Here is a 16,200-nt window from a genome sequence, read left to right as displayed (position 1 = left end):
AATATATAAACGGGTTCTACAATCCACGTCGCCGCCACTCAGCATTGGGGTGGAAAAGCCCCGTCGCTTTCGAAAGGAAAGTGGCTTAAACGAGCACTTGGGGCGGCACGAAAGCGAGACAGGTCCATGCCGGATACCGGTTATCGCGGCTATCGCGGGCCCTGCAATGGGGGGCGCTTTAGAAATCGCGCTTGCCTGTGACTACCGTGTTGCGACACCAGATGCGGTGATGGGCTTGCCCGAGATCAAGCTGGGCCTGCTGCCCGGCGCTGGGGGCACCCAACGACTGCCACGGATTGCCGGATTAGAGGCCGCGACACGCATGATTCTGTCAGGGGATCCAGTAAGCGGAGATTTTGCCCTGTCGTGCGGATTGGTCGACAAGCTGTATGAGAACGATCAGGACTTTCGTGCGCGAGCTGTGGATTTCGCTACCGAAATCGCCCGTCTGGAGGCGCCTAAGCGCAATTGCGCAGACATGCGGGTTGCCCACCCTGATCCCCACGGGTTTCTTGCGGATTTTCGCCGCAGCATTGAAGCGAAAACCAAAAATCTTGTTGCGCCACAACGATGCCTCACCTCGATTGAGGCCGCGTGCGACTTGCCCCTGACCGAGGGTCTGAGGCAAGAAAAAGCAGGTTTTGCCGAACTGTTGGATACACCGCAATCGCGTGCGGGCCGCCATCTGTTCTTTGCTGAGCGCGAATGTACGAAAGTTCCAGGCGTTGCCCGCGCGAACCGGCCACGTGACATCGCATCGGTCGCGGTGATTGGGGCCGGAACAATGGGACGCGGTATTGCCATCGCCTTTCTTCAGGCCGGGTATCCGGTCACGTTATTGGAAACCACACAAGGCGCTCTGGATCAGGGGTTGGATCAAATATCTCAGCATTTTCAACGTGCTGTCGATAAAGGACGGCTGAGTGCTGATCGCGCTCAGATCTTCTCGTCTAACGCCTCAGGGGCGCTTAACTATGCAGACCTGAGCGATGCCGATCTGATCATCGAGGCGGCGTTTGAAAACATGGATGTCAAACGTCAGATTTTCGAAAACTTGGACCGACATGCAAAACAAGGTGCCATACTGGCCTCGAACACATCGACATTGGACATTGATGAAATCGCCGCAGTCACGTCTCGTCCGGAAGATGTGATTGGTCTTCATTTCTTCAGCCCTGCAAACATCATGCGGTTGCTGGAGGTGGTGCGTGGCGCCAAAACTGCGGCTGACGTCATTGCGACGGCCATCAAAACCGCCAAGAAGATCCGAAAGCTCCCTGTCACGGTGGGCGTGTGCTACGGGTTTGTTGGAAACCGGATGCTGGAGCCGTATTTCCGCGAAGGCTCGCGTCTACTTCTGGAGGGGGCGACCCCCAAACAGGTGGATGATGTCCTCGAGAATTTTGGCATGGCCATGGGCATTCACGCGATGGCAGATCTGGCTGGAGTCGATGTGGGCGCACGCGTGCGTCAGGAACGGCGAGATGAAATTGCCCATGACCCGGCATATCAGGCGGTTCAGGACAGGTTGTTTGAATTGGGCCGGTTGGGTCAGAAAACCGGACGTGGAAGTTACCTCTATGAGGGCCGCACACGGGCCGAAGACCCCGAGATCATGCAAATAAGCGCCGCACTTGCAGAAGAACTTGGCGTGGCCCGCCGGGATATCAACGACCAGGAAATCCTTGAACGGTGCCTGTATCCTCTGATCAACGAGGGTTTTTTGATCTTGGAAAAAGGCATCGCAACGCGCCCCGGTGATTGTGATCTAATTTGGGCCAATGGCTATGGCTTCCCAAATTGGCGTGGAGGTCCGATGCATTATGCCGATGAAATCGGGTTAGCCCATGTTCTGAACCGAATGAACCATTATCGACAGTCACTTGGTGCCTACGGTGAAATGTGGTTCACGCCTGCGCGTTTGTTGACAGAATTAGTGTCTTCTGGCGTGACACTTGCAGAGCATTTCGATGCCAAAAAGGAAAAATCATGAGAGAAGCCGTTATCGTCTCAACAGCACGAACCCCAATTGGCGTGGCCTTCAAGGGGTCGCTAAACAACATCAAATCACCGACCATGATGGGCCACGCGATCGCACACGCGGTTGAACGCGCAGGCGTAGACCCCGCGTTGATCGAAGATGTTGTCGTCGGGTCGGTTTTGACTGCTGGAACGGGTGGGATGAATGTTGGAAGGCTATCTGCATTGGCGGCAGGTCTTCCCAACACAGTTGCAGGTCAGACAATCGACCGGCAGTGTTCTTCGGGACTGATGGCCATTGCGACGGCCGCAAAACAGATCATTGTCGATGGGCAGGATGTTGCGGTTGCAGGGGGGCAAGAGAATATCTCGGCAGTGCAAAATGCATATCTGAAATGGGCTGGCGATGAAAAGGACCCAAGTGTCACCGCCCAATCTGAACATGCTTACATGCCGATGTTAATGACGGCCGAAAACGTCGCGCGCACCTTTGGGCTAAGCCGTGAGGCCCAAGATGAATACGCGGCACTTTCGCAGGAGCGGACAGCACGGGCTCAGGACGCTGGCGCCTTTGACGATGAGATCGTCCCGATCACATCTATCAAGAGAGTTAAGAACCGAGAAACCGGGGAAGAGACCCTGGAAGAAGTGACCTTGTCAAAGGACGAAGGCAACAGGCCGGGCACCACGGCCGAAACACTTGGTCAGCTGAATGCGATTGTCGAAGGTGGTTCGATCACAGCCGGAAATGCAAGCCAGCTTTCAGATGGAGCATCGGCCTGTGTGCTGATGGACCGAAAAATGACCGAGCAGCAGGGCCTCACTCCGCTGGGTATTTATCGCGGCATGGCTGTTGCAGGAAACGCACCGGAAGAGATGGGGATCGGCCCAATTTATGCCATTCCTAAGTTGCTAAAGAACGCCGGTCTTAACATCAAAGACATTGGGCTTTGGGAGCTGAACGAGGCCTTCGCTTGTCAGGCTCTCTTCTGTCGTGATCATCTTGGCATCGACCCGAGGATCTACAATGTGAATGGTGGCGCGATTTCCATTGGCCATCCCTATGGCATGACCGGCGCCAGACAGGTTGGACATGCCCTGTTGGAAGGAAAACGCCGTGGCGTAAAATACGTGGTGACGTCTATGTGTGTGGGCGGAGGCATGGGGGTTGCTGCACTTTTTGAAGTCGCCTAACACCTGTTGAAATGGGTTCAAGCTGAACTTCATATGGCTATGTTATTGACCACCTGACACATGCAGCAGCCGCTTGCTGCATGTGCTGTGTTTTAGGTCGAATGAAATATGAAAATAGCAGGCAATAAACTCGCAACGAATGTCTGAACACTCCGTGTGTCAGGCCTCTGGCTACCAATAATGCTGCACATTGGGGCAATGACCGCATCGGGTGAGCTGCAACTGCAGCATTTCAAAATAGCGCTCAGCGGCGGCCTTGGGCCGTTCGCTTCCTTTGGGATTCGCAGATCACGAACGATAGCAACGCTTGGAAAGCCGCCAAAATTGCGGTGCAAAGTTATGGTCAAGATTGAGTGCAAAGTTAGCGATATGAAAATGAAATTTTCTCAATAAAAGCGCCGACACAGTGCAAGTTTATGCTCGGCCCTACATTTTCTCAGACCTCACAAAAAAGCCCGCCATTTCTGGCGGGCTTTTCTTTTAGTGAACCACCGCTTCATCCGGCGGGGTTTGGGAGCTTTCTGAAATTCGGTCACCGACAACCAGCCCATCCGTTCCGGCGCTGACAGGGATCGTCGCACCATCCAGAATGTCGCCTGAGAGAATCATTTCAGCCAGACGATCCTGCAATGCGCGCTGGATCACCCGTTTCAGCGGACGTGCGCCAAAGACCGGGTCATAGCCTTCATCCGCAAGCCAGGTTTTGGCTGTGTCATCCAGTTCCAGGTTGATTTTGCGCCCCGCCAGGCGTTTACCCAGCCGTGCCAGCTGAATATCAACGATGCCGTCCATATCGCCGCGGGCCAGCCGGTCAAAGATGATGGTTTCATCCAGGCGGTTCAGGAACTCCGGACGGAAATGGGTGCGCACCGCATCCATGACATCGCGCTTTGCATCTGCTGCGTCAGCCCCTTCGGGCAGTTGTGACAGCGCCTGTGCACCAAGGTTAGATGTCAGGATGATCAACGTCTGTTTGAAATCAACAGTGCGCCCCTGGCCATCGGTCAGCTGCCCGTCATCAAGCACCTGCAAAAGCACGTTGAACACATCCGGGTGGGCTTTTTCGACCTCGTCAAACAGCACCACCTGATAAGGCTTACGCCGTACGGCTTCGGTCAGAACGCCGCCTTCGTCATAGCCAACATAGCCGGGAGGGGCGCCAATCAGACGGGAAACCGCATGTTTTTCCATGAATTCGGACATATCAATGCGCACCATCGCGCTGTCGTCATCAAACAGGAATTCCGCGACGGCCTTGGTTAGTTCGGTTTTACCCACACCCGTTGGCCCAAGGAACAGGAAGCTGCCCAGCGGACGACCTTCATCATTCAACCCGGCACGTGCCCGACGCACGGCATTGGAAACGGCCGTGACAGCGGACCGTTGACCAATCACGCGTTTGCCAAGCTCGTCTTCCATACGCAGCAGTTTCTCACGTTCACCTTCCAGCATGCGCGAGGTCGGAATGCCCGTCCATCGTTCCACCACCTGGGCGATCTGTTCCGGACGTACGGCCTCAGACACCATTTTGGCATCTTCCAGACCTTCGGCTTCGGCCAGTGTTTTCTCAAGCTCAGGGATCACACCATAAGACAATTCACCCGCACGGGCGAGATTGCCTTCGCGCTTTGCGATTTCCAGATCCGCCCGGGCACGATCAAGGCTTTCTTTCATATCCCGCGCAGAATTCATCTTATCGCGTTCGCCCTGCCATTGCGCCGTCATTTCGGCAGATCGTTGCTCCAGATCAGACAGTTCTTTTTCAAGTGTCTTCAGACGATCCTTGCTAGCTACGTCATCTTCCAGGCGTAAGGCCTCGGCTTCGATCTGTTTCTGCAGAATTTCACGGTCCAGCGCGTCCAGCTCTTCTGGCTTGCTGTCCACTTCCATGCGCAGGCGGGACGCGGCTTCGTCCATCAGGTCAATCGCCTTATCCGGCAGGAACCGATCGGTGATATAGCGGTGCGAAAGCGTTGCCGCAGATACAAGTGCGCTGTCGGAAATCCGCACACCATGGTGCATCTCGTATTTTTCTTTGATGCCACGCAGGATGGAAATCGTATCGGGAACAGTGGGTTCTTCGACCACGACCGGCTGAAAACGCCGCGCAAGGGCTGCGTCTTTTTCCACGTGTTTGCGGTATTCATCCAGCGTGGTCGCGCCAACGCAGTGCAATTCACCACGGGCCAAAGCGGGCTTAATCAGGTTGGCGGCATCCATCGCGCCGTCACCTTTTCCGGCACCAACCAGCGTGTGCATTTCATCAATGAACAGGATGATTTCACCAGCAGCCTCTGACACTTCGGTCAGGACAGATTTCAGGCGTTCTTCGAACTCACCACGATATTTTGCGCCAGCAATCAGCGCCCCCATATCCAGCGAAAGCAGTTTTTTGTTCGCAATGCTTTCCGGTACATCGCCATTGACGATCCGCAGGGCAAGACCTTCAGCAATCGCGGTTTTGCCCACGCCTGGTTCCCCGATCAGAACCGGGTTATTCTTGGTGCGGCGCGACAGAACCTGCATGGTGCGGCGAATTTCTTCGTCACGGCCAATAATAGGGTCGATTTTGCCCTCGCGTGCGGCTTCGGTCAGATCACTCGCGTATTTCTTCAGCGCATCATAACCGTCTTCGGCGCTTGCTGTATCAGCAGTGCGGCCTTTGCGGATATCATTGATCGCTTCATTCAGCTTCTGGGCGGAAACGTTCCCGGCGTCCAATGCCTCTTTCGCTTTGGATTTCACCAACGCCAGGGCCATCAGAATACGTTCGACAGGTACGAAGCTATCACCGGCTTTTGTGGCGATTTTCTCCGCCTCTGCCAGGACTTTACCAGTTTGGCTGTCCATATAAACCTGGCCTGTATCGCCCGTGACTTTGGCAATTTTACCCATGGTGACATCAAGGGTGTCCCGCACGCGCTTCGCATCACCGCCGGCAGCAGCGATCAGGTTTGCGGCCAGACCTTGGTCGTCGTCTAGCAGGGCTTTCAGAAGGTGTTCAGGGCCAAGCCGTTGATGGCTTTCCCGCGTAGCAATCGTCTGGGCCGCCTGCAGAAAACCGCGGGACCGCTCTGTGAACTTTTCGAGGTTCATCGTTCTCTCCTTTTAAGCGCTTCGAATGGGTTGCCCAATGTCTGGCGCAACCTGCTGAAGCCTCACTCATAAAGATGGGACGTTTTGAGAAAAACTCAAGTGCTGGCAGTGAAATCAGATAATTTCCCTATGTGATCGGACGTTTAGTGAAATTTTACCATCTGATGGTTGAGTAGCAGACAGTTATAAGAACCGGAGCAGAATGATGCAGTTTAACAGTCGGATGCTGAACGCAGAATGTATGGCGCGGGAACTCAGGTATGAAGGTTGCATTGAGTTCATATCACTTGATCAGAGAAACCTTGGCGTGCGGATCGCAATAACAGACAGGATATTCTGGCCTTTTGTAACGATTGGATTTGAAGCCACGACTGGTCTGTATCCGGCTGCAAATAATGCGGAAGGGTGCTGATCAATGCGGATGGAAATAAACATCAAACCGGTGCCGCGGGAAGATCGTGATATAGAAAAGAAGCATATGCGAGAGAGGGGACTGCCGCAGGCGGTCAGAGAATTCGTGAAACGATTTGAGAAAATGCCCTTAAAAAAACAACAGCTCCCCAAGGCAAAACTATTTGGAAGGGCAAGGTATCTTGAAGATGTCGGTGCGCATTTTCCCGGGGATCCGCCACAGGTTATTCGCCCATCCTCACGGGGCTGAGGTGGGCACTGTCTTGCCCGATCTGCTTTGAGCCCCTATGAGAGGGAAACCTTCAGCAAGGGAGTTTCCTATGTCAGATATGCGTGCCTCAGATGATCGATTGATTGTTGCCCTCGATGTTCCGAATGCAATCACCGGAATGGAAGTTGCAGCGCAACTTGGTGATGCCGTCAGTTTCTACAAAATTGGCCTTGGCATGCTGTCCAATGGTGGCATGGCGCTTGCGAATGAACTGAAGGGCGAATTCGGCAAAAAGATCTTTATGGATCTGAAGTTGTTCGATATCGGCGCAACCATTGAAAACGCGGTGCGCGGGTTGATGCAGTTTGAACTCGATTTCCTGACAGTTCACGGTGATCCCTATGTGGTGAAAGCCGCACAGGAAGGCAAAGGCAGCGCAGATACGAAAATTCTGGCTGTGACCATTCTGACATCACTGGATCGGCAGGATCTTGATGGCGCGCTGATCAAACCAGGCGACATCAAAGATCTGGTGCAAGAACGGGCCGGAAAGGCTTTCCTGGCTGGTGCAGATGGTGTGATTGCCTCCCCGCATGAAGCAACCGTGATCCGCGCATTGCCGGAAGCAGAGGGTAAGCTGATCGTAACTCCTGGCGTGCGTCCTACGGGCGCGGATGCAGGGGATCAGAAACGCATCACCACACCAGCCCAGGCGATTTCCAATGGTGCAGATCATATTGTTGTCGGTCGTCCGATCTGGCGTGCAGAAGATCCGCGCAAAGCGGCACAGTCGATCGTGGAAGAACTGGCGGCTCTCTGAGCAGAGCTACAGAAATTAAAAAAAAGGCGGTGCAGAAAATGCACCGCCTTTTTGTTTGTCTTGAATAAACTCAGTCGTTGATATCGTTTTCGATAATCTTCGGCTGGTTCTGCCGTTTTCCCATGACTTGCCGCAGGATGACCCATGAGGCAAGCGAAGCAAGGGCAAAGATAACCATGGTCATCGGAAAGGATGTGGCCAGCCAATCCCCGACGGGCCCGATCGCGAACAGCAGACCAACCAGTGCAGCGCCGCAGGCGAAGCCCAGAAAGATCACCCCGGGGGCCAGGACTTCAAGGATGCCAAGGATCAGCGCGCCTGCGAGCCAGGCCCACCAGGTTGTCCAGATCATTTTGAGCCACCTTTCAACATGTTAAACGCATCCCCAAAGGCATCCAGCGCATTGGACGGCAGAAGAACGGTTTGCTTGCCTGCGCCTTTTGCAACCTCGGACAAAGCTTCGACCTGTTTCAGGGCAACCTGATACTGGGCGGCTTCGATGCCGTTGTCTTTGATGGCTTTGGCCACGACTTCGGTTGCATAGGCTTCGGCGTCGGCCTGAACACGTCGGGCTTTCGCACCTTGTTCAGCCGCGTAAAGTTCGGCGTCTGCGTTCAGCTCAACTGCACGTTTGGTGCCTTCAGCCTCAGTCACCTGTGCACGGCGGGCACGTTCCGCGTTCAGCTGTTGCAGCATCGCATCGCGGGTCGCCTGGTCCAGGTTTACATCCAGGATTTCAGCCCGGGTCACTTCGATGCCCCAGTCGTCAACAGCATCTTCGACCAGAACTTTGATCTGAGAAATCAGCTGAGCACGGTTTGACTGTACTTCGTCCAGCTCCATTTTACCTATTTCGGCACGTACGATACCTGCAACAGTGGTGGAGATCGCAGCATCCACATCGCGGATCCGGTATACTGTGCGCTCTGGCTCAGTGATGCGGTAAAACACAGAGGTTTCAACCTGCACCAATACGTTGTCTGATGTGATCGCATCCTGACTGGCATTTGGCAACTGGCGTTCCAGAATGGAGATTTTATGTGCAATGCGGTCCAGGAAAGGCACGATGAAGTTAATGCCCGGCCCCATCACAGAACGCAGACGACCAAACCGTTCAACCACATGTTTTTCCGATTGTGGCACAATGCGCACGCCCAGGAAAATACAGACAATAATAAACAGAGCAAAAAGCAGGCCAACAACGCCGCCGCCGCCCAGAAGTGAGAAAATATCAGCAATAATATCCATTTTTGTCCCTTTGTTGTTACTTACTATATATAGGTCACAAAAGCTGACCTTCAAGGGTCGCCTAGTGTAACGCAGGTTGTTCCCGGTCTGTTTTCCACATAAATTACCACCATGCCAACCCTCTGTCGCGAATGCCTTACGAAATTTTCTGACCCGCCTGCGGGGCGGCGTTGCCCTGCATGTGGGCGGCCTGCGCTACTGTCACATCCTGAACTGTTTTCTCTCAGCATTGCGCATATGGATTGTGATGCTTTCTATGCGTCGGTTGAAAAGCGTGACAATCCGGACTTGCGCGATAAGCCTGTGATTATCGGTGGCGGAGATCGCGGCGTTGTGTCGACAGCCTGTTATATTGCCCGCATTCGTGGGGTGCGGTCTGCAATGCCCGCGTTTCAGGCGCGCAAGCTGTGTCCGGATGGTGTGTTCCTGCCGCCACGGATGGAGGCCTATGCGACTGTATCCAGGCAAGTGCGCACGATGATGGATGAACTGACGCCAAAGGTAGAACCGCTGTCACTGGACGAAGCTTTTATGGATCTTGCTGGTACGGAACGCCTGCATGGTGTGCCGCCTGCGGTGATGCTTGCGCGGCTGGTGAAACGGATGAAAGATGAGCTGGGGATCACGGGTTCCATTGGTTTGTCTCATAACAAATATCTGGCGAAAGTGGCTTCGGATCTGGATAAACCGCGTGGGTATTCGATCATCGGGAAGGGGGAAACTGCGGATTTTCTGGCAGGCAAACCTGTGCGCCTGATCTGGGGGATTGGTCCTGCCGGGCAGCAATCGCTTGAAAAGGCCGGGGTTCGGACATTTGATGATCTGTTGCGCTGGGAAAAAGAAGATCTTGTTGCCCGTTTCGGTTCTATGGGGGAACGGCTATATCATCTTGCCCGTGGTGAAGATTATCGCCGTGTGTCTGCGAATGATCCGGTGAAAAGTATTTCAAAAGAAACCACGCTTTCGAAAGACAGTAGTAATATTGACCTGCTGGATGGTCACCTGTGGCGGTTGTCTGAACAGGTTGCGGACCGGGCCAAAGCAAAGAACTATGCAGGTCGTGTTGTGACGCTGAAACTAAAGCGTGCAAATTTCTCTGCGTTGACCCGCCGCGTGACCCTGCCTGGTGCAACACAACTTTCTGACCGGATTTACCGGACATCGCGTGCCTTGTTTGATCAGGTCGTTGATGAGGGGCCTTTTCGGCTCATAGGGGTTGGCATCAGTGATCTCGTGTCGGCGGAAGGGGCTGATCAGTTTGCGGATCTCCTGGATCCGGATGCCGGGCAGCGCGAAAAAGTGGAACGTGCGTCGGACGCAATCCGCGCGCGTTTCGGCAAGGATGCGATTCGCAAGGGGCGATCTCTGAACTGATTTATTCCGCAGCAAGCAATGACTGATTGCTGCGTCCGATTGCGGTGATCTCTTTGATAATGTCGTTCAGCGTCCGGCGGAAGCTTTCGAAATCAGCGTTTGGCTGAATCTTCACTTCATCCATGTAAAGTCTGCGGTCAATCTCTATCTGAAGGGCATGTCGGTGCAGGGAGGGGCGGCCATAATGCTGTACGATATATGCGCCCGCGAAGGGCAGATTGTGCGATACGGTGAACCCCTTTGCGCGGAAGGCTTCGGCAACGCGGGTGGTGATATGTGGGGCGCAGGACGATCCGAACCGGTCACCAATGACAATGTCAGGGCGCTTCACGCCTGTATGGGACAAAGAATCCAGCGCTTCATGCGGCATGGAATGGCAATCGATCAGGATTGCCCGGTCATAAAGATCCGCTGTTTCCGCCAGCAGATCACTTAATGCGTTGTGATAAGGGTGCCAGCAGGCGTCCAGGCGATGTTGCACCACAGATTTCTGAAGCTTGCCACGGTAAATGGCCTGGCTTCTTGCGACAACACGCGGAATCACCCCCAGGCCTGACGCCACACGTGGGTTGCTGCGGGTTTTGGGAACATTATGCAGCAGGGCGCCATCCAGTTCATCGGCGGCCCGGTTCAGATCCACATAGGCGCGGGGTGTCATGCTGTGGATGAAGGGGGCGCCGAAATCAGCTGCGTCCTGAAAAAGCATATCGACGAAGGCGTCTTCAGAGCTGCGAATTGCGTTTTCATCCAGAACGGTTTGTTTCAGAAATTCGCCAGAATAGCGGCGCCCGGAATGGGGCGAGGCAAAAACCACCGCTGTATCCTGCCGTAAGGGCCGGAGAATCTGATAAGGCAACTCTGTCATTCTTCAATCTGTACCACTATTTACAGATGCGGAAAACTCCTTTGCCAAAAGCTCTTGATCCCCGCTCCGACTCCTTTTATAGACAGCCCACAGACGCGGCCTCATCCGCGTCCCTTTTGTTTATGCAGTGCTTGTCAACGCTGGCAGAAAGGGATAGATGGGGCGGCAACGGCGGATGATTAGCTCAGCGGTAGAGCACTTCGTTGACATCGAAGGGGTCACTGGTTCGATCCCAGTATCGTCCACCATTCCTCGCCAGGAATAAAACAGGCACAGTCATCGGATGAGCCGGTGATGCAGAGATTTAACCCGAGGCGCACGTTTCTTGCGCGCCGCGACATGAGGATAAGGCTTATGAAAGTCCGCAACTCGCTCCGCTCGCTCAAGAACCGTCATCGCGATTGCCGCGTTGTACGCCGTAAGGGCCGTGTTTATGTGATCAACAAAACACAACGCCGGTTCAAAGCCCGTCAGGGCTGAGCTGAACCAGCTTAGATAAAAAAAGCCGTCCCGGTTTGGGGCGGCTTTTTTTTGTCTGACGCTTTGTGTGTAAAAAAACGCCTGAAAGCAGAGCCAGGCGTTTTTGTGCTCCATGCTCAGTCCAGTGCAGGTGTCCAGGCGCTGGCGCGCAGTGGTGTATACGGCAGGCCAATCAGCCCGTCCGCGACACTGTTGGATGATGCCGCTGAACGGCCAAAATAGTATCGGGCGCCAAGTGTAACTGATGTTTCCTCGATATTGTCATCGTCATTTCGTGCATTATATTTTCCGTACCGGATGCCGTAATTGATGGCCCATTTGGGGTTGTTTCGCAGTCGGGTTTCGCCTGACAGGCCAACGACCAGGAATTCGCCTGGCTCATTACTGTCCTCATATTCATCGGATTGACCGTATTCGAAATCGAAGAGAACGGACGTTCGTTCCCAGCCTGTGTAGGTGACGCCCAGACGATATATTTCGCCATTGTCATAACCTGAACTGCTCTGAGAGTCCGAGTTCGGAGAATCCACTGCGCCAAGTTGCGCGAAAAAGGTGAAGTGCCCCCCCGGGTTATATATCCCTTCAAGACCAATAAAGTTGACGATATAATCTTCGCGGGGATCATCATGATCGGCACGGCCATGCCCGGCAAAAAGACCCAGGCTCAGACGTTCGGACAAGGCGTATTGGTAGTGCAGACCAATTTGGGCCTGATCCCCGAACGGATCGCCCTCAGCCATATTGGCAGAATATGTATCACTTCGATAAAGAGCGTCGATAATTATCCGATTTCGGTCACCCAGAACCCAGCCCAGCGAGTAGTCAGCTGTAAGCCCGTGGCTGGTTTCCTCAATATTGTCGGAAACCGATTCCCCTGAATGGTTTGTGTAACTCAGGCCCAGGCTTCCAAGGCGTTCGGCGTGAGCAGGAAAAGACATCCCCGCCAGAAGAGCCAGTGGAATTGCCGGTTTGAAAATATCGCGCATTGTGTTTCCCCTCTCATGTCACATTAGTTTTACACTAAATCGCAACATTTTTGAGGATGCCTAAATGGACAGGGAAACAACGTCAGGTTGAATTGGTTGTATCAGGGGTAAGCGAAGCACTCATCCCTGATACATATTTAGTCATACACGCGTTGATCGTCGATCACCTTGCCATCTTTCGGCAGGCTGTCCGGTGCATGGATTTCGACTTTGCCCTTCAGCTTCAGCAGGCTTGCGACAGAGCCTTCAAAGGCGGCTTTGTCACCGCCTGATGCCTCGACCTGCACAGTCATAATGTCCATCTCACCTTCACGGCTGGCGATGATGCGGGCTTTGATGATCTCATCGTGTTTCGCAACAAGATCAGCCACCTGTTCCGGACGGACAAACATGCCTTTGATCTTTGTCGTCTGATCCGCACGGCCCATCCAGCCTTTGATGCGTGTATTGGTGCGGCCACAGGGGGACTGACCAGGCAGAACTGCGGAAAGATCACCGGTGGCAAATCGGATCAGCGGGTAATCGGGATTCAGTGTGGTCACCACAACTTCACCCACTTCACCCGCTGCGACAGGTGTGCCGGTGCCAGGCGTGACGATTTCAACAATCACGCCTTCATCAACGATCATGCCTTCCATCGCGTCGGATTCATAGGCAATGTTGCCCAGGTCCGCAGTCGCATAGCTTTGCAAACAGGTGATGCCGCGATCCGCATATTCCTGACGCAGGCTTGGGAACAGCGCCCCGCCACCAACAGCTGCTTTGGTGATTTTCAGGGTCTCACCCATTTCAGCGGCTTTATCGAGGATCACCTTCAGATAATCCGGCGTGCCCGCATAAGCCGTGGTGCCGATATCGGCAGCCGCACGGACCTGAAGTTCGGTCTGCCCAACACCTGCAGGCAGGACAGTCGCCCCAACCGCGCGCGCGCCGCTTTCAAAGATCATTCCGGCTGGGGTCAGGTGGTAACCAAAGCAATTATGCACGATGTCATCCGCACCAATGCCCGCCGCATGCAGGAAACGCCCCATGCGCCACCAATCGTGGCTGATGCCGCCGGGTTCATAAATCGGACCCGGGGACTGGAAAATATGCGCAGCGTTCTTCACCGCAAACCCGCCAAAGGGTGGCTTTTCTTTCTGCCATTTTGACAGGTCAGATTTGCGCAACACCGGATAGGCGGCCAAATCAGACAGAGATGCCAGATCTGGTCCATCCAGATTGCAGGCGCCTTCTGCCGCGCGGGCACGGGGTAGCTGTGCCCGCAGATCGGCCAGTTGGCTTGCGGCGCGTTCATCTGCGGAACGGGTCTCACGATCATCGTAAAAAGTCATGCGCGGACCTCCAATCAGCTCAACCACCGCTTACGGCGACGATAAGACCGCACGTCACGGAAGCTTTTGCGGCCATCATCAGATACGCCGAGATAGAATTCTTTAACATCCGGATTTTCGCGCAGCTCATCCGCCGGGCCATCCATCACAACGCGACCGTTTTCAAGGATGTAGCCGTAATGCGCATATTTCAGCGCGACGTTTGTGTTTTGCTCGGCCAGAAGGAAGGTCGTGCCTTCGCCTTCATTCACGCTTTTCACGATCTCAAAGATTTGTTCAACAAGCTGCGGCGCAAGACCCATGGAAGGTTCATCCAGCAGCACGGTTTCAGGGCGCGACATCAGCGCACGGCCCATGGCACACATCTGTTGTTCACCACCGGATGTATAGCCAGCCTGGCTTTTGCGGCGTTCTTTCAGGCGTGGGAAATAGGTGTAAACCATTTCCAGATCGCGTTCGATCTCGGCACGGCCATCGCGGCGGGTGTAGGCGCCGGTCAGCAGGTTTTCTTCAACGGTCAGGTGTTCGAAACAGTGACGGCCTTCCATCACCTGGATCACACCACGTTTTACCAGAGCGGCGGGGTTCAGTTCCTGAACTTCCTGCCCCTGATAGGAAACAGAGCCTTTGGTCACTTCGCCACGCTCAGAATGAAGCAGGTTTGAAATGGCCTTCAGGGTTGTGGTTTTGCCAGCGCCGTTCCCACCCAGAAGCGCGGTGATGCCGCCCTTGGGAACCGACAGGCTGACGCCCTTCAGAACGAGGATCACGTGGTTGTAGATCACCTCGATATTGTTGACCTCTAGCAAGGCGTTATTTGTTTTTTCGGCGTCCAGCATGGTTCTCTTCCTGAAAAAATCAGTGGGGTCCGGCCGCAACACGGGGCTGCGGCCGGGATATCAGTTATTCGCAGTCAGCGATGGGCCATGGAGCGTTTGCTTCTGCGTATTCTGCAGCAGCAGCCACTTCCAGCGGACGGATTGCTTCGCTGTCTGGCATCAGGTGATCAGAAGCCACTTCCCACTCGGAACCGTTCCACTGCAGCATCCAGCCACCAGCGTGACCCGTGTGGTTGGAACAAGAGGTAGAGAATGGCGCAACCATACCGGTCATGCCCATTTCAGCCAGGCGTTCGTCGGTCAGGTTGATGTTTTCCAGCCCCCAACGCAGTTGAGACGCAGTGATTTCGCCTTCACCAAAGTGATCCTGAGCAGTCTTGATACCCTCAGCCAGCATCGCAGAAATCACGAGACCACGCTGATAGAACACCCAGTCAAGTTCGCTTTCGGTTGCGAGAGAGTCACCCTTGTCGAACACATATTCACGGATGTCCGCCATAACCTGTGCGTCAGGCTGTGGTGCGGAATAGCTGATGGAACGGTAGCCAGTGCCAGCTTCGCCCAGAGCTTCCATGTCACCATCGTGGCCGGACCACCATACGCCAAGGAACTGATCCATTGGATAGCGGGTTTTCACAGCTTCGGTCAGCGCACCAGCGTTCATCGCACCCCAGCCCCACATGACAACATAGTCAGGGCGTTCGCGGCGAATTTGCAGCCACTGTGCGGACTGGTTCTGCATTTCTTTCAGACCAACCGGGATCGGCAGCAGTTCAAAACCATGCTCTTCCGCCATGTTCTCAAGGAACGGAAGTGGTTCTTTGCCGAATGGGTGATCGAGGTGCAGGAATGCGATTTTCTGACCGGACAGGGTAGACAGATCATTGCCTGAAATCTCGTTCAGGATCATGGATGCCGCATCCCAGTAAGATCCAGGCATGTTGAAGGCCCAGTTAAATACGGAACCATCCGCCATTGGCGAGAAGCCATAGCCGGGCGCCAGGATCGGGATTTCATCCACGTTGGTTTTGGGCAGAACCTGCAGGGTGATGCCGGTGGACCATGGCTGGGTCACAATGGCGTCGCCTTTGGTTGCTTCATAGCATTCCACACCTTTTTCTGTGGAATAACCGGTTTCACATTCAGAGAAATCAACCGGAACGCCACCGATGCCGCCATCACGGGCGTTCAGCATCAGCATATAGTCACGCTGACCGTTCATGAGCGGAATACCTGTCGCCGCAAATGGGCCGGTACGATAGCTGAGGTTTGGCGTGGACAGACCTTCGGCACTTGCAGCGCCTGCGGTGATTGCCATAACGGCGGCTGCCGCAAAGCTTGTCAGTTTCTTCATCTTCAGTC

The 16,200-nt window shown here is 54.3% G+C and carries 14 protein-coding genes and 1 tRNA gene; 7 read left to right on the top strand and 8 right to left on the bottom strand.

Annotation, left to right across the window (positions count from 1 at the left end):
- The first annotated feature begins 49 nt into the window (after nucleotides 1-49).
- Nucleotides 50-1,993 (top strand): 3-hydroxyacyl-CoA dehydrogenase NAD-binding domain-containing protein, encoded by a 1,944-nt coding sequence (locus tag H1D41_RS09255; RefSeq protein ID WP_228848637.1) that lies wholly within the window; start codon nucleotides 50-52, stop codon nucleotides 1,991-1,993.
- Entirely contained in the window at nucleotides 1,990-3,174 is a 1,185-nt protein-coding gene (locus tag H1D41_RS09250; RefSeq protein WP_228848630.1) for an acetyl-CoA C-acyltransferase, read from the top strand. The genes H1D41_RS09255 and H1D41_RS09250 overlap by 4 nt, the downstream gene beginning before the upstream one ends.
- Nucleotides 3,175-3,654: 480 nt before the next feature.
- On the opposite strand, the gene clpB is transcribed toward H1D41_RS09250, so the two are convergent.
- On the bottom strand, nucleotides 3,655-6,270 hold the full coding sequence (gene clpB, locus H1D41_RS09245) for an ATP-dependent chaperone ClpB (RefSeq protein WP_228848629.1): 2,616 nt from the start codon (nucleotides 6,268-6,270) through the stop codon (nucleotides 3,655-3,657).
- Between the two features lie 415 nt (nucleotides 6,271-6,685).
- On the opposite strand from clpB, the gene H1D41_RS09240 reads away from it, so the two are divergent.
- A complete protein-coding gene (locus H1D41_RS09240; RefSeq protein ID WP_228848628.1) occupies nucleotides 6,686-6,931 on the top strand; it encodes a hypothetical protein in 246 nt (81 codons plus the stop codon).
- Nucleotides 6,932-7,001: 70 nt separating this feature from the next.
- Nucleotides 7,002-7,712: an orotidine-5'-phosphate decarboxylase gene (pyrF, locus tag H1D41_RS09235; protein ID WP_228848627.1), complete on the top strand. Its 711-nt coding sequence runs from the start codon at nucleotides 7,002-7,004 to the stop codon at nucleotides 7,710-7,712.
- Between the two features lie 70 nt (nucleotides 7,713-7,782).
- On the opposite strand, the gene H1D41_RS09230 is transcribed toward pyrF, so the two are convergent.
- Both H1D41_RS09230 and H1D41_RS09225 read right to left on the bottom strand, forming a co-directional pair.
- Entirely contained in the window at nucleotides 7,783-8,064 is a 282-nt protein-coding gene (locus H1D41_RS09230) for an NfeD family protein (protein ID WP_228848626.1), read from the bottom strand.
- Nucleotides 8,061-8,960: an SPFH domain-containing protein gene (locus tag H1D41_RS09225; protein ID WP_107496629.1), complete on the bottom strand. Its 900-nt coding sequence runs from the start codon at nucleotides 8,958-8,960 to the stop codon at nucleotides 8,061-8,063. The genes H1D41_RS09230 and H1D41_RS09225 overlap by 4 nt, the downstream gene beginning before the upstream one ends.
- Before the next feature lie 111 nt (nucleotides 8,961-9,071).
- Between H1D41_RS09225 and H1D41_RS09220 the strand changes: the two genes are divergently transcribed.
- A complete protein-coding gene (locus H1D41_RS09220; protein ID WP_228848625.1) occupies nucleotides 9,072-10,334 on the top strand; it encodes a DNA polymerase IV in 1,263 nt (420 codons plus the stop codon).
- Between the two features lies 1 nt (nucleotide 10,335).
- Here the strand turns inward: H1D41_RS09220 and H1D41_RS09215 are convergent, their stop codons facing one another.
- Complete coding sequence (locus H1D41_RS09215; RefSeq protein WP_228848624.1) at nucleotides 10,336-11,199, bottom strand: N-formylglutamate amidohydrolase; 864 nt, start codon at nucleotides 11,197-11,199, stop codon at nucleotides 10,336-10,338.
- A 173-nt stretch (nucleotides 11,200-11,372) separates the two neighbouring features.
- Between H1D41_RS09215 and H1D41_RS09210 the strand changes: the two genes are divergently transcribed.
- Nucleotides 11,373-11,447: transfer RNA gene (locus H1D41_RS09210), tRNA-Val, on the top strand.
- 106 nt (nucleotides 11,448-11,553) lie between these two features.
- On the top strand, nucleotides 11,554-11,679 hold the full coding sequence (gene ykgO, locus H1D41_RS09205) for a type B 50S ribosomal protein L36 (protein ID WP_005850168.1): 126 nt from the start codon (nucleotides 11,554-11,556) through the stop codon (nucleotides 11,677-11,679).
- Between the two features lie 116 nt (nucleotides 11,680-11,795).
- Here ykgO and H1D41_RS09200 read toward each other — a convergent pair whose 3' ends face one another.
- From H1D41_RS09200 to H1D41_RS09185, 4 genes are all read right to left on the bottom strand, one after another.
- Entirely contained in the window at nucleotides 11,796-12,665 is an 870-nt protein-coding gene (locus tag H1D41_RS09200) for a hypothetical protein (protein WP_228848623.1), read from the bottom strand.
- Nucleotides 12,666-12,802: 137 nt separating this feature from the next.
- A complete protein-coding gene (locus tag H1D41_RS09195; RefSeq protein WP_228848622.1) occupies nucleotides 12,803-13,999 on the bottom strand; it encodes a phenylacetate--CoA ligase family protein in 1,197 nt (398 codons plus the stop codon).
- A gap of 14 nt (nucleotides 14,000-14,013) precedes the next feature.
- Complete coding sequence (locus H1D41_RS09190) at nucleotides 14,014-14,838, bottom strand: ABC transporter ATP-binding protein (protein WP_228848621.1); 825 nt, start codon at nucleotides 14,836-14,838, stop codon at nucleotides 14,014-14,016.
- A gap of 64 nt (nucleotides 14,839-14,902) precedes the next feature.
- Nucleotides 14,903-16,192 (bottom strand): ABC transporter substrate-binding protein, encoded by a 1,290-nt coding sequence (locus H1D41_RS09185; protein WP_107496635.1) that lies wholly within the window; start codon nucleotides 16,190-16,192, stop codon nucleotides 14,903-14,905.
- Nucleotides 16,193-16,200: the final 8 nt, after the last annotated feature.

This window comes from Halocynthiibacter styelae (assembly GCF_016123485.1).
GTDB lineage: Bacteria > Pseudomonadota > Alphaproteobacteria > Rhodobacterales > Rhodobacteraceae > Halocynthiibacter > Halocynthiibacter styelae.
Note: the sequence above shows the minus strand (reverse complement) of the source record. Positions and strands in the feature narration are given on the sequence as shown.

Bases quoted from the DNA above. Each gene is read 5' to 3' on its own strand.
- H1D41_RS09240 (WP_228848628.1), top strand. From the start codon at position 6,686: ATGCGGATGGAAATAAACATCAAACCGGTGCCGCGGGAAGATCGTGAT.
- ykgO (WP_005850168.1), top strand. From the start codon at position 11,554: ATGAAAGTCCGCAACTCGCTCCGCTCGCTCAAGAACCGTCATCGCGAT.
- H1D41_RS09190 (WP_228848621.1), bottom strand. From the start codon at position 14,838: ATGCTGGACGCCGAAAAAACAAATAACGCCTTGCTAGAGGTCAACAAT.
- pyrF (WP_228848627.1), top strand. From the start codon at position 7,002: ATGTCAGATATGCGTGCCTCAGATGATCGATTGATTGTTGCCCTCGAT.
- H1D41_RS09200 (WP_228848623.1), bottom strand. From the start codon at position 12,665: ATGCGCGATATTTTCAAACCGGCAATTCCACTGGCTCTTCTGGCGGGG.
- clpB (WP_228848629.1), bottom strand. From the start codon at position 6,270: ATGAACCTCGAAAAGTTCACAGAGCGGTCCCGCGGTTTTCTGCAGGCG.
- H1D41_RS09230 (WP_228848626.1), bottom strand. From the start codon at position 8,064: ATGATCTGGACAACCTGGTGGGCCTGGCTCGCAGGCGCGCTGATCCTT.
- H1D41_RS09250 (WP_228848630.1), top strand. From the start codon at position 1,990: ATGAGAGAAGCCGTTATCGTCTCAACAGCACGAACCCCAATTGGCGTG.
- H1D41_RS09215 (WP_228848624.1), bottom strand. From the start codon at position 11,199: ATGACAGAGTTGCCTTATCAGATTCTCCGGCCCTTACGGCAGGATACA.
- H1D41_RS09195 (WP_228848622.1), bottom strand. From the start codon at position 13,999: ATGACTTTTTACGATGATCGTGAGACCCGTTCCGCAGATGAACGCGCC.
- H1D41_RS09185 (WP_107496635.1), bottom strand. From the start codon at position 16,192: ATGAAGAAACTGACAAGCTTTGCGGCAGCCGCCGTTATGGCAATCACC.
- H1D41_RS09225 (WP_107496629.1), bottom strand. From the start codon at position 8,960: ATGGATATTATTGCTGATATTTTCTCACTTCTGGGCGGCGGCGGCGTT.
- H1D41_RS09220 (WP_228848625.1), top strand. From the start codon at position 9,072: ATGCCAACCCTCTGTCGCGAATGCCTTACGAAATTTTCTGACCCGCCT.